The following is a 14,538-nucleotide window of genomic DNA, read 5'->3' as shown; positions in this document are numbered from 1 at the left end:
CGAACTACAAGAGTGACAATGGCATCGACACCCTCACAAGAGCCGAACGAGGCAATGGTGTCAAATAGCTATGAACCTGTCGTTTTCAGATTGCTGAAGGTCGCCCGGCGTGCTGGAAGAAGGTCTGGGCGCGGACGTCCTGCCCATAGGCGACATTGATCCGCAGCCAGTCGCTTGCCCCCCCTTGCGGGTCGAAGGCACTGCCCGGCGTCAACAGCACGCCCTGCTCCAGCGCCAGTTGCTCCAGCTCGGCGAAATCGCGTCCAGGCGAGCGAGCCCAGACGAACATGCCGCCGAACGGTTCGCAGAACACCTCCCAACCACAGGCCTCCAACTGCCCAAGCGCCTTCGCCATGTGCTGTCCGAGGCGCACGCGCAGGCGCTGCACGCTTTTGCGGTAGCTGCCATTGGCAAGCATCTGCCCGACCACCTGCTCGGCGAAGCGTGAGGTGCCGATGCCGCTGACCATCTTCAGCTCGGCCAGGCGAGCCACCAGCGCCTCTTCGGCCACCACATAACCGACGCGCAATGAACAGCTGAGGGTCTTGGAAAAACTGCCCACATAGATAACCCGCTGATCACTGTCGAGCGTCGCCAGGCGCGTCGCCGCGCCATTCTGGAAGTCGGCGTAGAGATCGTCCTCGATGATCCGCACATCATGCTCGCGCGCCAGTTCCAGCAGGCGGTAGGCCACCTTGGGTGTCAGGCTGGAGCCTGTGGGGTTCTGGTACAGGCTGTTGGTGAACAGGCAGCGTGGCCGGTGTTCGGCCAGCAGGCGCTCGAGCGCCGGCAGGTCCGGCCCGGTGGCCGTGCGCGGCACTTCGAGCATTTTGACCTGATGCAGACGCAGCAGGTTATACAGGTTGTAATAGCCGGGACGCTCCACCAGCACGGTATCGCCGGGTGCCAGCAGGGTGCGTACCAACAGGTCGAGGGCATGGCTGGCCCCCTGGGTGGTCAGGATACGCTCAGGTGAAGCCGCAATGTCGAGCTTCGCCAAGCCCTTGTGCAACTGCAGGCGCAGGCTGGCGAGCCCCAACGGCGGGCAGTAGTCGAACAACGCCTCTGCCGCACCACGGCTTACCTGGCGCACCGCCTGGGCCAGCTCAGCCTCGGCGCGCCAGGCCACCGGCAGCCAGCCACACCCCAGCTTGAGCAACTCGTCGTGCCCTTCACGAAACTGCCGCCAACGACCGTCGATGCCCTCGCCCCAGGCCACCCCCACATCAGCCTGCAATCCCGGCTTGCGCTCCGCCACGAAAAAGCCCGTTCCGTGGCGCGCTTCCAGCCAACCGCTGGCGACCAGCCGATCGTAGGCCTCGATCACGCAGGACGCGCTCACCCCATGGTCCCGCGCAAGAGCACGGATCGAGGGTAGACGCGCGCCGGGACGCAAGCGCTGCTGCTCAATCCAAGCCTGCAATTGCCCGGTCAGTTGCTGGACCAACGGCGAAGGGTGAAGCCGGTCGAGTTCGAGGCGCATGGCAAGTGTTCGCTGTTTTCGGGCAAACAGTTAATCACAAATGCGCCGCGTGTGTGCCTTGTCGAAGAAAGGCCACGACCTCGAAGCTGCACCGGACACTCCTCCACGGATGCTTGCGATGCCCTCTCGTCATGCCCCGGCCTTGCTGGCCATTGCCCTTTGCCTGATCACCCTTGCGGTGAACCTCCAAGCCCCCCTGTACATCGCCTACGCCGACTTGTCCGGACGCGGCGCGGCCGCCACCGCCGTGGCCTTTTCCGGCTACGTGCTCGGCGTGCTGCCGGTATTACTGGCCCTCGGCGGCCTCGCCGACCGGGTCGGCCGACGCCCGCTGATACTCGTGGCTCTGGGGCTGTCGATGATTGCCACCCTGATCATGCTGCTGGCACCCGGCCTGGAGGCCTTGGGCGTGGCGCGCCTGTTCCTGGGGCTGGGCACCGGCCTGGCCTCGGCCACGGCCACCGCCTACATGGGCGAATTGATGGCGCCCGAGCGCAGCAGCCGCGCGGCCAACTGGGTCACCGCCAGCACCTCCCTGGGCTTCGGCCTGGGGGCGGCACTGACCAGCCTGTTCCTGTTGCACGGCCCCACCCTCACGCCTGGCAGCTTCCACCTGCAACTGGCACTGGCTGCAATTGCCCTGCTCCTGGTCTGGCGTCTGCCTGACCCTCGCCCGGCGCAGCGCGGCGTCATGCTGCGCCTGCCCTACTATCCCACAGGGAGCCTGGCCTACGGCTTTGCGATCCTGCTGGCCTGGGCCTGTGTCGGCCTGGTCATCGCCCTGCTGCCGGGTATCCTGCGCGCGCATGGCCTGAGCGCCTGGTCGGGTTTCTCGACGTTCTGCGTGATCAGCTGCGGCCTGTTGTTCCAGCCCATCGCCCGCCGCCTTTCCAGCACTCGGGCGACGCTGTTGGGGTTGTCGATCCTGCCATGCAGCTATGGATTGTTAGCCTGGGGCGCGGCAAGCGGCAACCTGGCCGGCGTATTGATCGGTGCGATCACCGCCAGCAGCGCTTGCTACGGCTTCATCTACCTGGGCGGACTGGCTGCGGTTAATCAACTGGCAGGCCAGGAGAAGACCCGCGCCAGCGCCGGGTTCTTTCTGCTGGCCTACCTGGGCTTCAGCCTGCCAGTGATCCTCACGGGCCTGCTGAGCGACCACCTGGGGGCCAACAGCGCTTTGCTACTGTTTGGCGTCGGCCTGGTAAGCGGCTGCCTGCTGGTTGCCCTGCAACTCCATAAAAGCTTGCGCATGCCACGGCAACAGCAGGCCTGAACTCAGATGGCCAATGCCCCGCCATCGACCGTCAAGCTATGCCCGGTCGTAAACGCCGCGCCATCGCTGCATAGGTAGAGCACTGCACTGGCGATCTCCTCGACCTTGCCGATGCGCCCGACCGGGTGCATCGCTGCGGCGAACTCGGCCTTGCGCGGGTCTGCTTCATAGGCGCGACGGAACATGTCGGTGTCGATGACCGCCGGGCATACCGCGTTGACCCTGATGCCCTTCTTGGCGTACTCGATGGCAGCCGACTTGGTCAGGCCAATCACTGCATGCTTGGAGGCCGCATAGATGCTCATCTTCGGCGCCGCCGACAACCCCGCCACCGACGCGGTGTTGACGATCGCTCCACCACCTTGGGCCAGCAACAGGGGCAACTGGTACTTCATGCACAGCCAGACGCCCTTGACGTTGACCCCCATGATCGCGTCGAACTCCGCCTCGCTGCCCTCGGCCAGCCGGCCTTTCTCGATCTCGATGCCAGCATTGTTGAAGGCGTAGTCAAGCCGACCATAGGCCGCGACGATTCTTTCATGCAGTTGCCGTACGTCGCTGTCGCGGGTCACGTCACAGGCCACGAACAGTGCCTCACCGCCCGCCTGGCGAATCTGCGCGACCATGGCCTCGCCACCCACCGCATCGAGGTCGGCGACCACCACCTTCAGGCCTTCCGCCGCGAAAGCCTGGGCGGTCGCCCGGCCAATGCCCGCCGCACCGCCAGTGACCAGTGCGACCTGGCCGGAGAACGTCATGCCCATCATTGGCTCCTTCTGGGAACTGGATTCGAGCCTGAGTCTAGTCAGCCTGCCAACCGGCTGGGCAGCATCATCAGGACTGCGGTTGGACTACTATCGTTCGCGGTGATCTTGCGTGACGCAGGACAGGATCGCAGCTGATCATCCTGCCCCGACTACCCCATTCCAGGAGATATCGCCATGTCCACCAGCAACCGCCGTTTCCTGCTTGCCAAGCGCCCGGTCGGCGCCGTGCGTCGCGAAGACTTCACCTATGAGGAGGTCGCCACCGAGCAACCCGCCGAGGGCGAGGTACTGGTGAAGAACCTCTACTTGTCACTGGACCCCGCGATGCGCGGCTGGATGAACGAGGGCAAGTCCTATATTGCGCCCGTGGCCCTTGGCCAGGTGATGCGTGCCCTGGGGGTCGGCGAGGTGATCGCCTCCAGGCATCCGGACTTCAAGGTCGGCGACCATGTGAACGGTGCGCTGGGCGTGCAGGATTACTACACGGGCGCGCCCCAGGGCCTGTACAAGATCGACCCCAGGCTCGCCCCCCTACCCCGCTATCTCTCCGCGCTGGGCATGACCGGCATGACCGCCTACTTCGCCCTGCTCGATGTCGGCCAGCCAAAGGCCGGCGAGACGGTGGTGATCTCAGGCGCCGCCGGCGCGGTCGGCAGCATTGCCGGGCAAATTGCCAAGCTGAAGGGTTGCCGGGTGATCGGGATTGCCGGCGGTGCGCAGAAGTGCCAGTACCTCAAGGATGAACTGGGCTTCGACGGGGTCATCGACTACAAGGCCGAAGACGTGCTGGCCGGCCTCAAGCGCGAATGCCCCAAGGGCGTGGATGTGTACTTCGACAACGTCGGCGGTGACATTCTGGATGCCGTGCTCTCGCGCCTCAGTTTCAAGGCCCGGGTAGTGATCTGCGGCGCAATCAGCCAGTACAACAACAAGGAGGCGGTGAAGGGGCCGGCAAACTACCTGTCGCTTCTGGTGAACCGTGCACGCATGGAAGGCTTCGTGGTCATGGATTACGTCAAGGAGTATGGCAAGGCTGCGCAGGAGATGGCTGGATGGCTGGCCAGCGGCAAGGTCAAGAGCAAGGAGGACGTGGTGGAGGGGCTGGAGACCTTCCCGGAAACCTTGCTCAAGCTGTTCAGCGGTGAGAACTTCGGCAAGTTGGTGCTGAAGGTCTGAGGGCTTCGGGGCTGCGCTGTGGCGCAGGGAAAAGAGCACTCTGTAGGGGCGGCTTTAGCCGCGATGCAGACAACACGGTGCTGGCCACCCGCTTCGCGGGTGATCGCGGCTAAAGCCGCTCCTACAGAGCTCGTGACAAATCAATGGGTTCTGTTTTGCCCCGCGATGGGCCGCAACGCGGCCCTGGCCCTTACAAATCAGCCGCGAATCTCGGCCACTACGGCAGCCAAAGCCTTGGCCGGATCCGCCGCCTGGCTGATCGGGCGGCCGATCACCAGGTAATCGGACCCTGCATCCAGCGCCTGGCGCGGCGTCAGGATACGACGCTGATCGTCCTGGGCACTGCCCGCCGGGCGAATCCCCGGGGTAACCAGTTGCAGTGACGGATGAGCCGCTTTCAATGCGGGCGCCTCCAGTGCCGAGCACACCAGGCCATCCATACCGGCTTTTTGCGCCAACGCCGCCAGACGCAGCACCTGCTCCTGTGGATCGACGTCCAGGCCAATGCCGGCCAGGTCCTCGCGCTCCATGCTGGTCAGTACAGTCACACCGATCAACAGCGGTTGCGGACCACTACGCTTGGCCAACTCCTCTCGGCAAGCCGACATCATGCGCAGGCCACCGGAACAGTGCACGTTGACCATCCACACGCCCATCTCGGCCGCCGCCTTGACCGCCATGGCGGTGGTGTTGGGGATGTCGTGGAACTTGAGATCGAGAAACACTTCGAAGCCCTTGGCGCAAAGGGTCTCGACAATCCCCGAAGCACTGCTGGTGAATAGCTCCTTTCCGACCTTTACCCGGCACAGCGCCGGATCGAGCTGGTCAGCCAACTTCAGGGCGGCGTCACGGGTAGGGAAATCCAGGGCGACGATAAGGGGCGTCTGGCAGGCGGACATGGGCAGGGTCTCTTGGCAAGTCTTGAACGGCGCGCATTGTAAACGAAGTCGCAGGGCCTTTGGGGGCCATGGATCAGACGATTTGGCCCCCAGCCCGCACCCCGCCTATAATTGATACAAGTGCCTCGGGGCGATGGGTTCCACGAGAGCAAGGAGAACGTCAATGCCTTGGTATGCTTGGTTGATTCTGATCATCGCCCTTGGTTCGATCATTGGTGGTTTACTGCTGCTGCGAGATACGGCGAAAAAGTTGCCTCTGACCGACGAGCAGCTGAAAAAAATCCACGAGCGTAATGCAGAAATGGACGCGAAGGACGCTCAAGACCGCTAAAGATGCCGACACCGGCGCGTAAGCCGCCGGTGTCGGAGCTGCTTACTCCACCATCATCTTGTCGCGATTGCGCTCCAGCAGTGCATTGCCGATACCCTTGATCTCCAGCAATTCGTCCACAGATGTGAATGGCCCGTTGGCCTCACGATAATCGACGATAGCCTGGGCTTTGTCCTTGCCGATCCCTGAGAGCCGACGTTGCAGTGTCTCACGATCAGCCCGGTTGAGATCGACTCGAGCCATTGGCTCGATGCTGGGTGTCGTTAACGACACCGTGGGCAGCGGATCAGTCGAGATGACTGGCGCTGCGCTCGAGGACACTGACCAGCCCGCGAGCAGAGGTAGAAGCAAGTAGCTCAGAACAGTGTTGCGCATAGTAATATTTCTCCTGGTAGACAACATTCAGATGCAGCGTTTCCCTCGCTGCAAGCTGAACGTTAGTCAGCGCAGGAGCACCTGACAAACCAACAAATGCTTGGAAATATTGCAAAACGGCCACCTCGAGGGTGGCCGTTCGTCATGCGCTTCAGGAGCGCGGATCCAACCGCTGTTGCTGGTAGATCCAGTCGACAATGTCACCATCCGGCGAATAACCACTGACCGTTTCACGCAGCAACTGCCGAACCCGCCCATAATCGTCTTGAGCCATGGCGTCGAGCAACTCGCTCAGACGCTCCTTGAGTACGTCCCATGGCAGGAAATCCTCTTCGGCGCTCATGATCATTGGGTGGCGAGTAGCAATGACATTGTCGCCGATCAGCAACTCCTCGTATAACTTCTCACCCGGGCGCAAGCCTGTGAACTCGATCGCGATATCACCATGCGGGTTGCGCTCGGAGCGCGCGCTCAACCCCGACAGGTGAATCATCTTCTCCGCCAGCTCGACTATCTTCACCGGCTCCCCCATGTCCAGCACGAACACATCCCCCCCTCGCCCCATCGAACCCGCCTGGATCACCAGTTGCGCCGCCTCGGGAATGGTCATGAAATAACGAGTGATCTTTGGATGGGTCACCGTCAGCGGGCCACCGCTCTTGATCTGCTTGTGGAACAGCGGAATCACCGAGCCGGAAGAACCCAGCACATTGCCGAAGCGCACCATAGTGAAACGCGTCTTGTTCACCCGCGAGACATTTCCCGCCTCACCGAACATCACGGGCGCCATTTCACGGCTCAGGGCCTGCAAAACCATTTCCGAGAGGCGCTTGGTGCTACCCATGACGTTGGTGGGGCGCACCGCCTTGTCTGTGGAAATCAACACAAAGTTGGCGACACCGGCCTGCAGTGCAGCCTGAGCGGTATTGAGCGTACCGATGACATTGTTGATCACGCCTTCGGCGATGTTGTGCTCGACCATCGGCACGTGCTTGTAGGCCGCAGCATGGTAAACGGTGTCCACGCGCCAGGTCTTCATGACATCGAACAGCTGGGCCTGATTGCGTACGGAGCCCAGGATCGGTAGCAGACTTATGGACAACGCCTCGCGACTTACTCGCTGTTCGAGCTCCGACATGATGCTGTAGAGGTTGAACTCACTGTGTTCCAACAACAGCAATACCTTGGGTGACTGCATCAGGATCTGCCGACATAGCTCCGACCCGATCGAGCCTCCGGCACCGGTAACCAGCACCACCTGCCCCCTGATGCAATGCTCCAGCAGGTCATCCTGAGCGGGTACCGGATCACGGCCCAGCAGGTCGGCGATGTCAACTTCCTGAATATCGTCTACCTTGACCCGGCCACTGGCCAAGTCCATGAATCCAGGGACACTGCGCACATGCAACGGGAAGCCTTCGAGATAACTAAGAATTTCCCGACGCCGGGCGCGAGTCGCCGATGGAATCGCCAACAGTATCTCCTGGGCTCCTGTCACATCGATCATTTTCTGGATATGACGTGGTTTGTAGACCTGCAGCCCGGAAATAATGCGATCAGCGATAGTCTCGTCATCATCGATGAACGCCACGGGACGCATCAACTTGCCAATTCTTAGAGCCGCAATCAGCTGGTTGCCCGCTGCGCCAGCACCGTAGACAGCGACCCTTGGCAGCCCATCGTCGCGGTTGGCGAACGGCACGTGCTGAGCGGCGGAGAACCAGTCACCGAGAAAATACTGACGCATGGCCAGGCGAAGCCCACCCACCATGATCAGGCTTAACCACCAATAGTTGAAAATGACCGAGCGTGGCACAAGGTTCTGGTGATTGCTGTACCAATAGACGAACAACCCCAGGATCAACGCAGACAGGCTGACCGCCTTGATGATCGTAACCAGGGCATCGTTGCCAAAATAGCGCATCACCGCCCGGTACATACCGAATCGAATAAACAGGGGAATCGCCACGACAGGGGCTGCGACGAACAGCCAGCCATGATCCAGCAACGGGTTGGCAAGGTCGTCGATTCCCAACCGCACCAGAAATGCCAACCACAGCGCCCCCCAGACGAGGATGATGTCTGTCAGCACCTGAAGCAGGCGTTTCTGCCGACGGGGAAGCCCCAGCAGCCCTCTGCGCAACGTGTCAATCATCCCTTCAACCCCACCAGAATCCCTGAGTCTGCTTTTCCTGAGTTCATACTTACGGCTACGCCTTCACAGCGCAGGCCATGACCTCGCGCAGTACGCGGCAGCTCTTCTCAACTTCCGCCTCAGTCAATGTCGGATGCACCAGGAACATCACACTGGTCTCTCCCAGCTCGCGAGCGATTGACAGTGGCTGCTCCGGTCGCCAGCCAGTGCCATCGAAGGCTTTTTCGAGATAAACCTCTGAGCAGGACCCGGAGTAGCACGGCACACCGCGGGCGACAATCTCGTTGATGATGCGGTCGCGCGACCAGTCAAAACGTAGCGCCTCAGGTTCTACAAAGACATAGCATTTGTAGGCAGCATGGACGATGCCGTCACCAGGGGACGGCACCCGCAGGCCAGGCAGATCACGGGCCGTATTCCAGATCGCGTCGGCATTGCGCAGCCGCGCCTGATGCCAGGCCTGCATGTGGCGCAGCTGGATACGACCGATCGCCCCCTGCATCTCGAGCATGCGCCAGTTAGTGCCGAAGCTCTCGTGCAGCCAGCGGAAGCCCGGCGCATGCTCACGCTCATAGACCGCTGCCCAGCTCTTGCCGTGATCCTTGAAGGCCCACATGTCAGCCCACAGTTTGCGGTCGTTGGTGGTGACCATGCCACCCTCGCCCCCGGTGGTCATGATCTTGTCCTGGCAGAAAGACCAGGCGCCAACGTGGCCAATCGAGCCAACCGAACGCCCCTTGTAGGTCGCTCCATGGGCCTGGGCGCAGTCTTCGATCACCTTGAGGTCGTGACGCTCAGCCAGTGCCATGATCGGATCCATGTCGCAAGGCCAGCCCGCCAAGTGCACACAGATGACGCCGCGAGTGCGCGGGGTCAACACACGCTCGATGGTTTCGGCGGTGATGTTCTGAGTATCGCGGTCAACCTCGGCGAACACCGGTATGGCACCGGCGTTGACGATACTTGAAACCGAGGCGAGAAAAGTACGTGGGGTAACGATGACTTCGTCACCCTTGCCGATGCCCAAGGCATTCAGGGCCAGATCCAGCGCCACCGTACCGTTGGCCAGGGCAATGGCATACTCGGTGCCTGCCCAACTGGCGAATTCCTTCTCGAACTCGCGGCACTCCTGGCCAGTCCAGTAGTTGACCTTGTTGGAGAGCACCACGCTGCGAACAGCCTCGGCCTCTTCTTCACTGAACGATGGCCAAGGAGAAAATGGAGTATTCAACACGGCTTATACCTGCTATCCAGAATTTGTTATCGATGCCGCCCGAGGACGCCAGTTTCCCTGCATCCGGCATCACTGCTCACTACTTGCGCACGAGCGCGCGCGCGGGAACGCCGGCGACTGTCATGTTATCAGAGATATCACCCACTACAGCGGCCCCGGCTGCGATCATGACCTGGGCACCGATGCGAATCTGTTGGCGAACACAGGCGCCGATGCCGATCCAGCTTTCGTCCCCGACACTCACTGCGCCGGCCAACCTGGCCCCGGGGCTTACATGTACGCAATGCCCCAGCCGGCAGTCATGATCGACGCTGCAACCGGTGTTGAGGATGGCACCCTCGCCCACCTCAGCGAACGGATTGACCACCGCCGTGGCAAGCACCACGCTGCCGGCACCAAGGCTGGCATGCGGGCTGACTGCGGCCGCAGGATGAATGATGGTAGCGAGCATCGCACCGACATCCTTGAGCTGCGTCAGTTTCTGCCGTCGCACCGCATTGTTGCCAATGGCAACCGCTACACCGGTGAACTCGGCGGCACAAGCAAGCAGCCGCGTGCTGTCACCCACCACCGGCCAGGCGCCATTGACCGTGACATGCGGCCAGGCATCGTCGAAGAACTCGATGCTGCTCCAGCCGGATAGCTGCGCCGCATCAGCCACTACCTTGCCGTGGCCACTGGCTCCGAGAATCGCCAGGCGACTCATTTGCGTGACCCGGTGAACTTGGACATGGTCACTTCGCCCTCGGCACTGATGCCATCACGCACCACCACTTTCCTAATCGTAAGGAAGATGATCTTCAAGTCGAGCCATAACGAGCGGTTATCGACATACCACACATCGAGCTTGAACTTCTCTTCCCAGCTCAGCGCATTACGTCCATTGATCTGCGCCCACCCGGTGACACCTGGGCGTACCTCGTGGCGACGAACCTGTTCGTCGTCATACAGTGGCACATACTCCATCAACAGCGGCCGTGGCCCGACCAGGCTCATCTCACCCTTGACCACGTTCCAAAGCTCCGGAAGTTCGTCGAGACTGCTTGAGCGCAGGAAGGCGCCGAACGGTGTCATGCGTAGGTCGTCGGGCAGCGGGTTGCCCTGGCTATCCGTGGCATCGCGCATGGTACGGAACTTGACCATCTCGAACGGCTTTCCGTCGAGCCCTGGGCGCACCTGGCGAAACAGCACCGGGGACCCCAGGCGGCGTCGGATCAACAGCGCCACGATGGCAATCACTGGCGACAGGATGAGCAATCCCAGGCTGGCAGCCACTACATCAAACAATCGCTTCAAAATTGCAGTTCCTAACTCGGGTTTACCATTGCTACGCGGGCAATGCCTACTGTTTGCCCAGACGACGGAAGTGCTCGCCAAAACGCGCCACCCCCACCTTCAGCGACAGGTGTTGCTGGTAGTAGGCCCTTCCCTTCTCCCCCATCTGCCGACGTGCATCGGCATCCAGGCTCGCCAGTTCAAGCATCGCATCGGCCAGCGATTGTGGGCTCTCCCATTGCGCGACCACGCCACAGCCAGAATCGCGCACCAGATCCGCCGCGTCCCCTTCGACAGCCATCAGCATGGGCTTGCCTGCGGCCATGTAAGCCTGGGTCTTGGACGGGATGGTGACACTGAACAGTGGGTCTCGCTTGAGATGTACCATCAACGCATCGGCGTTGGCCAGGTAGGCCCCGACCTCTGTCATTGGCACGCCCGGCAGGAACACCACATTGTCCAGCAGGCGCTCGCGAACCAGCGCCTGCAAGCGCGGAACCTCGACCCCCCCGCCAAGGAACACCAGGGTGACATGGGCGGCGCGAGCCTTGAGCAGGCTTGCTGCCTCGATCACCGCGTCCAGCGCCTGGGCCTTGCCCATGTTGCCGGCGAACAGTACACGAAAACTGCCGGTGTCCGGGAAACCTGCCGGCTTGATGGCCTGCGGCGCGCTGATAGTGTCTTCGGCACACCAGTTGTAGATGATGTCGATCTTTTGTGCCGGCACGCCGCGTTCGATCAACAGGCGCTTGAACCCTGGCGACAACACCACGATCTGATCAACCCGGCGATAGACCCAGTCACAAATTCGGCTGACCAGCGCCAACGCCTTCTCATTGGAGAACATGCCAGTCGCCCGCAACGTATCAGGCCACATGTCCTGAATGTCGTAGACCACCGGAACACGACGAAACAGTCGAATGAGCGCCGCACTCATGCCCACGGTCAATGGTGGATGGTAGGCGTAGATCACGTCGGGACGACGCGCACCGAACAGCCCATAGAACAGGCTCGTAGCCGCGAAGCTGGCATAGTTCAGTATTCGACCGATACCGCTCTGCCCATGGCTGGGGTAGAGCGGCAGCCGGGTGACCTTGACACCATCGATCACTTCCCGCTGCAGCAGCCGCACCTTGTAACCCGGGTACAGCTTACCTCCCGGATAGTTCGGGAAGCCGGTCACCACTTCCACATCGAAGCCCTGTGCCAGTAGTTCACGGGCGAAGACGATACCCTTGAAAGTCGGCTCGGGATCGAACCATTGGGTCAGCAGAAGTACACGAACCGTCATGATTGATCAGTACCTTCTCCAGACAGTCCGCATCACATAGTCACGGTAGCTGTGGATAATGCGTACGACCTTTTCGGAGACGTTTGGCATGCTGTAGTCCTCGACCAGGCGCAGGCCACGAACTTGGCCGCGCGGCTGGCTTTCCAGCAGAGCCAGCCCCTGGAGCACGCGCTCGATGTCCAGACCAGCCATCATCACAGCGGCCTCCTCCATACCCTCCGGACGCTCATGGGCCTCACGCAGGTTCAATGCCGGGAAGTTCAGGATCGACGACTCTTCATTGATGGTGCCGCTGTCGGACAACACCGCCTTCGACTCCAGTTGCAGCTTGTTATAGTCGGTGAACCCAAGCGGCTTGAGCAGGCGAACGTTGGCGTGGAACTTGATAGCCAGTTTATCGACACGCTTCTGGGTGCGCGGATGGGTCGAAACGATCACCGGCATGTCGTACTTCTCGGCCACGGTGTTGAGCACATCCACCAGTTTGAGGAAGTTATTGTCGGCGTCGATGTTCTCTTCGCGGTGGGCACTGACCACGAAGAAACGACCAGCCTCCAGGCCGAGACGCTGCAATACGTCGGAGGTTTCGATCGACGGACGATAGTGATTGAGCACTTCGAACATCGGGCTACCGGTCTTGATCACCATGTCCGGCGACAGTCCTTCGCGCAGCAGATAGTCGCGGGCGATGGTGCTGTAAGTCAGGTTGATATCGGCAGTATGGTCAACAATGCGACGATTGATCTCCTCAGGAACTCGCATGTCGAAGCAGCGGTTTCCAGCTTCCATATGGAAAGTCGGAATTTTGCGACGCTTGGCTGGAATCACCGCCATGCAACTATTGGTATCGCCCAGCACCAGCAATGCCTCCGGCGAGACCTCAGCCAGCACTTTGTCAACCGCGATGATCACATTACCAATGGTTTCAGCACCGGTGGCACCGGCTGCATTGAGGAAATGGTCCGGTTTGCGAATACCGAGGTCCTGAAAGAAGATCTCATTCAGTTCGTAGTCATAATTCTGCCCGGTGTGAACCAGGACGTGCTCGCAGTGTTGGTCCAGAGCCGCCATCACACGCGATAGACGGATGATTTCCGGACGGGTGCCAACGACCGTGACAACCTTCAACTTTTTCATTTCGATTCCTTGTGCTCTGGGCGCTCAGGCGTTCAACGGCTTGGCGTAGGTGTCGGGAAGCTCGCGATCAAAGATCTCGTTGGCCCACAGCATGACAACCATTTCCTCGTCACCAATGTTGGTGATGTCGTGGGTCCAACCAGGAACAGTTTCGACGATGACCGGTTTGGCGCCGCTGGTCTGCAGTTCGTAGAACTCATCGGACACCATATGGCGGAAGCGGAAGTTCGCCGTGCCCTTGATGACCAGGAATTTTTCGGTCTTGGTGTGGTGGTAATGCCCACCACGGGTCACGCCAGGGTGAGCTGTAAAGTACGAAAACTGGCCGCTGTCGCCGGTCTTGAGCATTTCCACGAACACACCGCGTTCATCACCGTACTTGGGCACCTCATAGGTGAAACGCTCCTGCGGCAGATAGCTGACATAGGTGGAGTACAATGCGCGGATGAAGCCGGTGCCCACCGGCTCGGTGATCAGGCTCTTGCGGCTTTCACGGAAAGCGTTCAGGTGTTCGGCGATTTCGCCAACACTGGCAGTGTACTGCGGCTGCACCTCGACAAAGGCTTCGCCTGCATGTTCACCACGCATCACTTCAAGGAAACAGCGAACCACGTCGTCAATGTAAACCAGGTTGATACGCGCAGTTGGGTCGTTGATCTGGATCGGCAGGTCGCGGGCGATGTTGTGACAGAACGTGGCTACCGCCGAGTTGTAATTCGGGCGCGCCCACTTGCCGAACACGTTGGGCAGGCGGAACAGGTAGACCGGCGAGCCGGTCTGTGCCTGCAACTCCTGCAACAGGCCCTCGGCACCTCGCTTGCTGATGCCATAAACATTGTCAGCTGCGGCCTGGGTCGACGAGGTATACAGCAACGGGACATGGCGACCAGCGACGCGCACGGCATCAGCCAGCGCACGAGTGAGATCGACGTTGCCGGTAGTGAATTCCTGTGGATCCTGCGGGCGATTGATACCGGCCAAGTGAAAGATGAAGTCGGCCTTGCCGACCTTTTCAGCCAGCGTGGCCACATCGTCGTTACGGATGAACGTATCGATGACGATACCCTTGAGCTCGCGCAGGTGCACCAGCAGGTTCTTGCCAATGAAGCCATCAGCACCGGTGATCAGGACATTCATCG

The 14,538-nt window shown here is 60.9% G+C and carries 14 protein-coding genes; 3 read left to right on the top strand and 11 right to left on the bottom strand.

Going from position 1 to position 14,538, the window contains the following annotated elements:
- Positions 1–85: 85 nt before the first annotated feature.
- Positions 86–1,483 carry a PLP-dependent aminotransferase family protein gene (locus JYG34_RS07220; protein WP_213660080.1) on the bottom strand — a complete coding sequence of 466 codons (1,398 nt, stop codon included), beginning with the start codon at positions 1,481–1,483 and terminating at the stop codon, positions 86–88.
- 118 nt (positions 1,484–1,601) lie between these two features.
- Between JYG34_RS07220 and JYG34_RS07215 the strand changes: the two genes are divergently transcribed.
- Complete coding sequence (locus JYG34_RS07215; protein WP_213660079.1) at positions 1,602–2,759, top strand: MFS transporter; 1,158 nt, start codon at positions 1,602–1,604, stop codon at positions 2,757–2,759.
- Positions 2,760–2,761: 2 nt separating this feature from the next.
- Here JYG34_RS07215 and JYG34_RS07210 read toward each other — a convergent pair whose 3' ends face one another.
- Entirely contained in the window at positions 2,762–3,523 is a 762-nt protein-coding gene (locus JYG34_RS07210; protein ID WP_213660078.1) for an SDR family oxidoreductase, read from the bottom strand.
- Between the two features lie 177 nt (positions 3,524–3,700).
- Between JYG34_RS07210 and JYG34_RS07205 the strand changes: the two genes are divergently transcribed.
- Positions 3,701–4,702, top strand: coding sequence for an NADP-dependent oxidoreductase (locus JYG34_RS07205; protein ID WP_213660077.1), 1,002 nt, complete (start codon positions 3,701–3,703; stop codon positions 4,700–4,702).
- Positions 4,703–4,899: 197 nt separating this feature from the next.
- Here JYG34_RS07205 and pyrF read toward each other — a convergent pair whose 3' ends face one another.
- Positions 4,900–5,601, bottom strand: a complete 702-nt coding sequence (gene pyrF, locus JYG34_RS07200; protein ID WP_213660076.1) for an orotidine-5'-phosphate decarboxylase — start codon at positions 5,599–5,601, stop codon at positions 4,900–4,902.
- A gap of 163 nt (positions 5,602–5,764) precedes the next feature.
- Between pyrF and JYG34_RS07195 the strand changes: the two genes are divergently transcribed.
- Positions 5,765–5,932, top strand: coding sequence for a DUF2897 family protein (locus tag JYG34_RS07195; RefSeq protein ID WP_213660075.1), 168 nt, complete (start codon positions 5,765–5,767; stop codon positions 5,930–5,932).
- 42 nt (positions 5,933–5,974) lie between these two features.
- Here JYG34_RS07195 and JYG34_RS07190 read toward each other — a convergent pair whose 3' ends face one another.
- The 8 genes from JYG34_RS07190 to wbjC all read right to left on the bottom strand — a co-directional run bounded on the left by JYG34_RS07190 (position 5,975) and on the right by wbjC (position 14,536).
- Positions 5,975–6,307: a ComEA family DNA-binding protein gene (locus JYG34_RS07190; protein WP_213660074.1), complete on the bottom strand. Its 333-nt coding sequence runs from the start codon at positions 6,305–6,307 to the stop codon at positions 5,975–5,977.
- Between the two features lie 151 nt (positions 6,308–6,458).
- A complete protein-coding gene (locus JYG34_RS07185) occupies positions 6,459–8,462 on the bottom strand; it encodes a polysaccharide biosynthesis protein (RefSeq protein WP_213660073.1) in 2,004 nt (667 codons plus the stop codon).
- Positions 8,463–8,517: 55 nt separating this feature from the next.
- Positions 8,518–9,696 (bottom strand): DegT/DnrJ/EryC1/StrS family aminotransferase, encoded by a 1,179-nt coding sequence (locus tag JYG34_RS07180; RefSeq protein ID WP_213660072.1) that lies wholly within the window; start codon positions 9,694–9,696, stop codon positions 8,518–8,520.
- A 79-nt stretch (positions 9,697–9,775) separates the two neighbouring features.
- Positions 9,776–10,402 carry an acetyltransferase gene (locus JYG34_RS07175; RefSeq protein ID WP_213660071.1) on the bottom strand — a complete coding sequence of 209 codons (627 nt, stop codon included), beginning with the start codon at positions 10,400–10,402 and terminating at the stop codon, positions 9,776–9,778.
- The gene (locus JYG34_RS07170; RefSeq protein WP_213661126.1) at positions 10,399–10,995 is read right to left on the bottom strand and encodes a sugar transferase; all 597 of its coding nucleotides are present in this window, start codon (positions 10,993–10,995) and stop codon (positions 10,399–10,401) included. The genes JYG34_RS07175 and JYG34_RS07170 overlap by 4 nt, the downstream gene beginning before the upstream one ends.
- Before the next feature lie 43 nt (positions 10,996–11,038).
- Entirely contained in the window at positions 11,039–12,262 is a 1,224-nt protein-coding gene (locus tag JYG34_RS07165) for a glycosyltransferase family 4 protein (protein WP_213660070.1), read from the bottom strand.
- A 6-nt stretch (positions 12,263–12,268) separates the two neighbouring features.
- The gene (gene wecB, locus JYG34_RS07160; RefSeq protein WP_213660069.1) at positions 12,269–13,399 is read right to left on the bottom strand and encodes a non-hydrolyzing UDP-N-acetylglucosamine 2-epimerase; all 1,131 of its coding nucleotides are present in this window, start codon (positions 13,397–13,399) and stop codon (positions 12,269–12,271) included.
- A gap of 24 nt (positions 13,400–13,423) precedes the next feature.
- Positions 13,424–14,536: a UDP-2-acetamido-2,6-beta-L-arabino-hexul-4-ose reductase gene (gene wbjC, locus JYG34_RS07155; protein WP_213660068.1), complete on the bottom strand. Its 1,113-nt coding sequence runs from the start codon at positions 14,534–14,536 to the stop codon at positions 13,424–13,426.
- Between the last annotated feature and the right edge of the window lie 2 nt (positions 14,537–14,538).

The sequence above is a fragment of the Pseudomonas entomophila genome (assembly GCF_018417595.1).
Taxonomy (GTDB): domain Bacteria; phylum Pseudomonadota; class Gammaproteobacteria; order Pseudomonadales; family Pseudomonadaceae; genus Aquipseudomonas; species Aquipseudomonas entomophila_C.
This window is presented reverse-complemented; position numbering and strand designations above follow the sequence as displayed.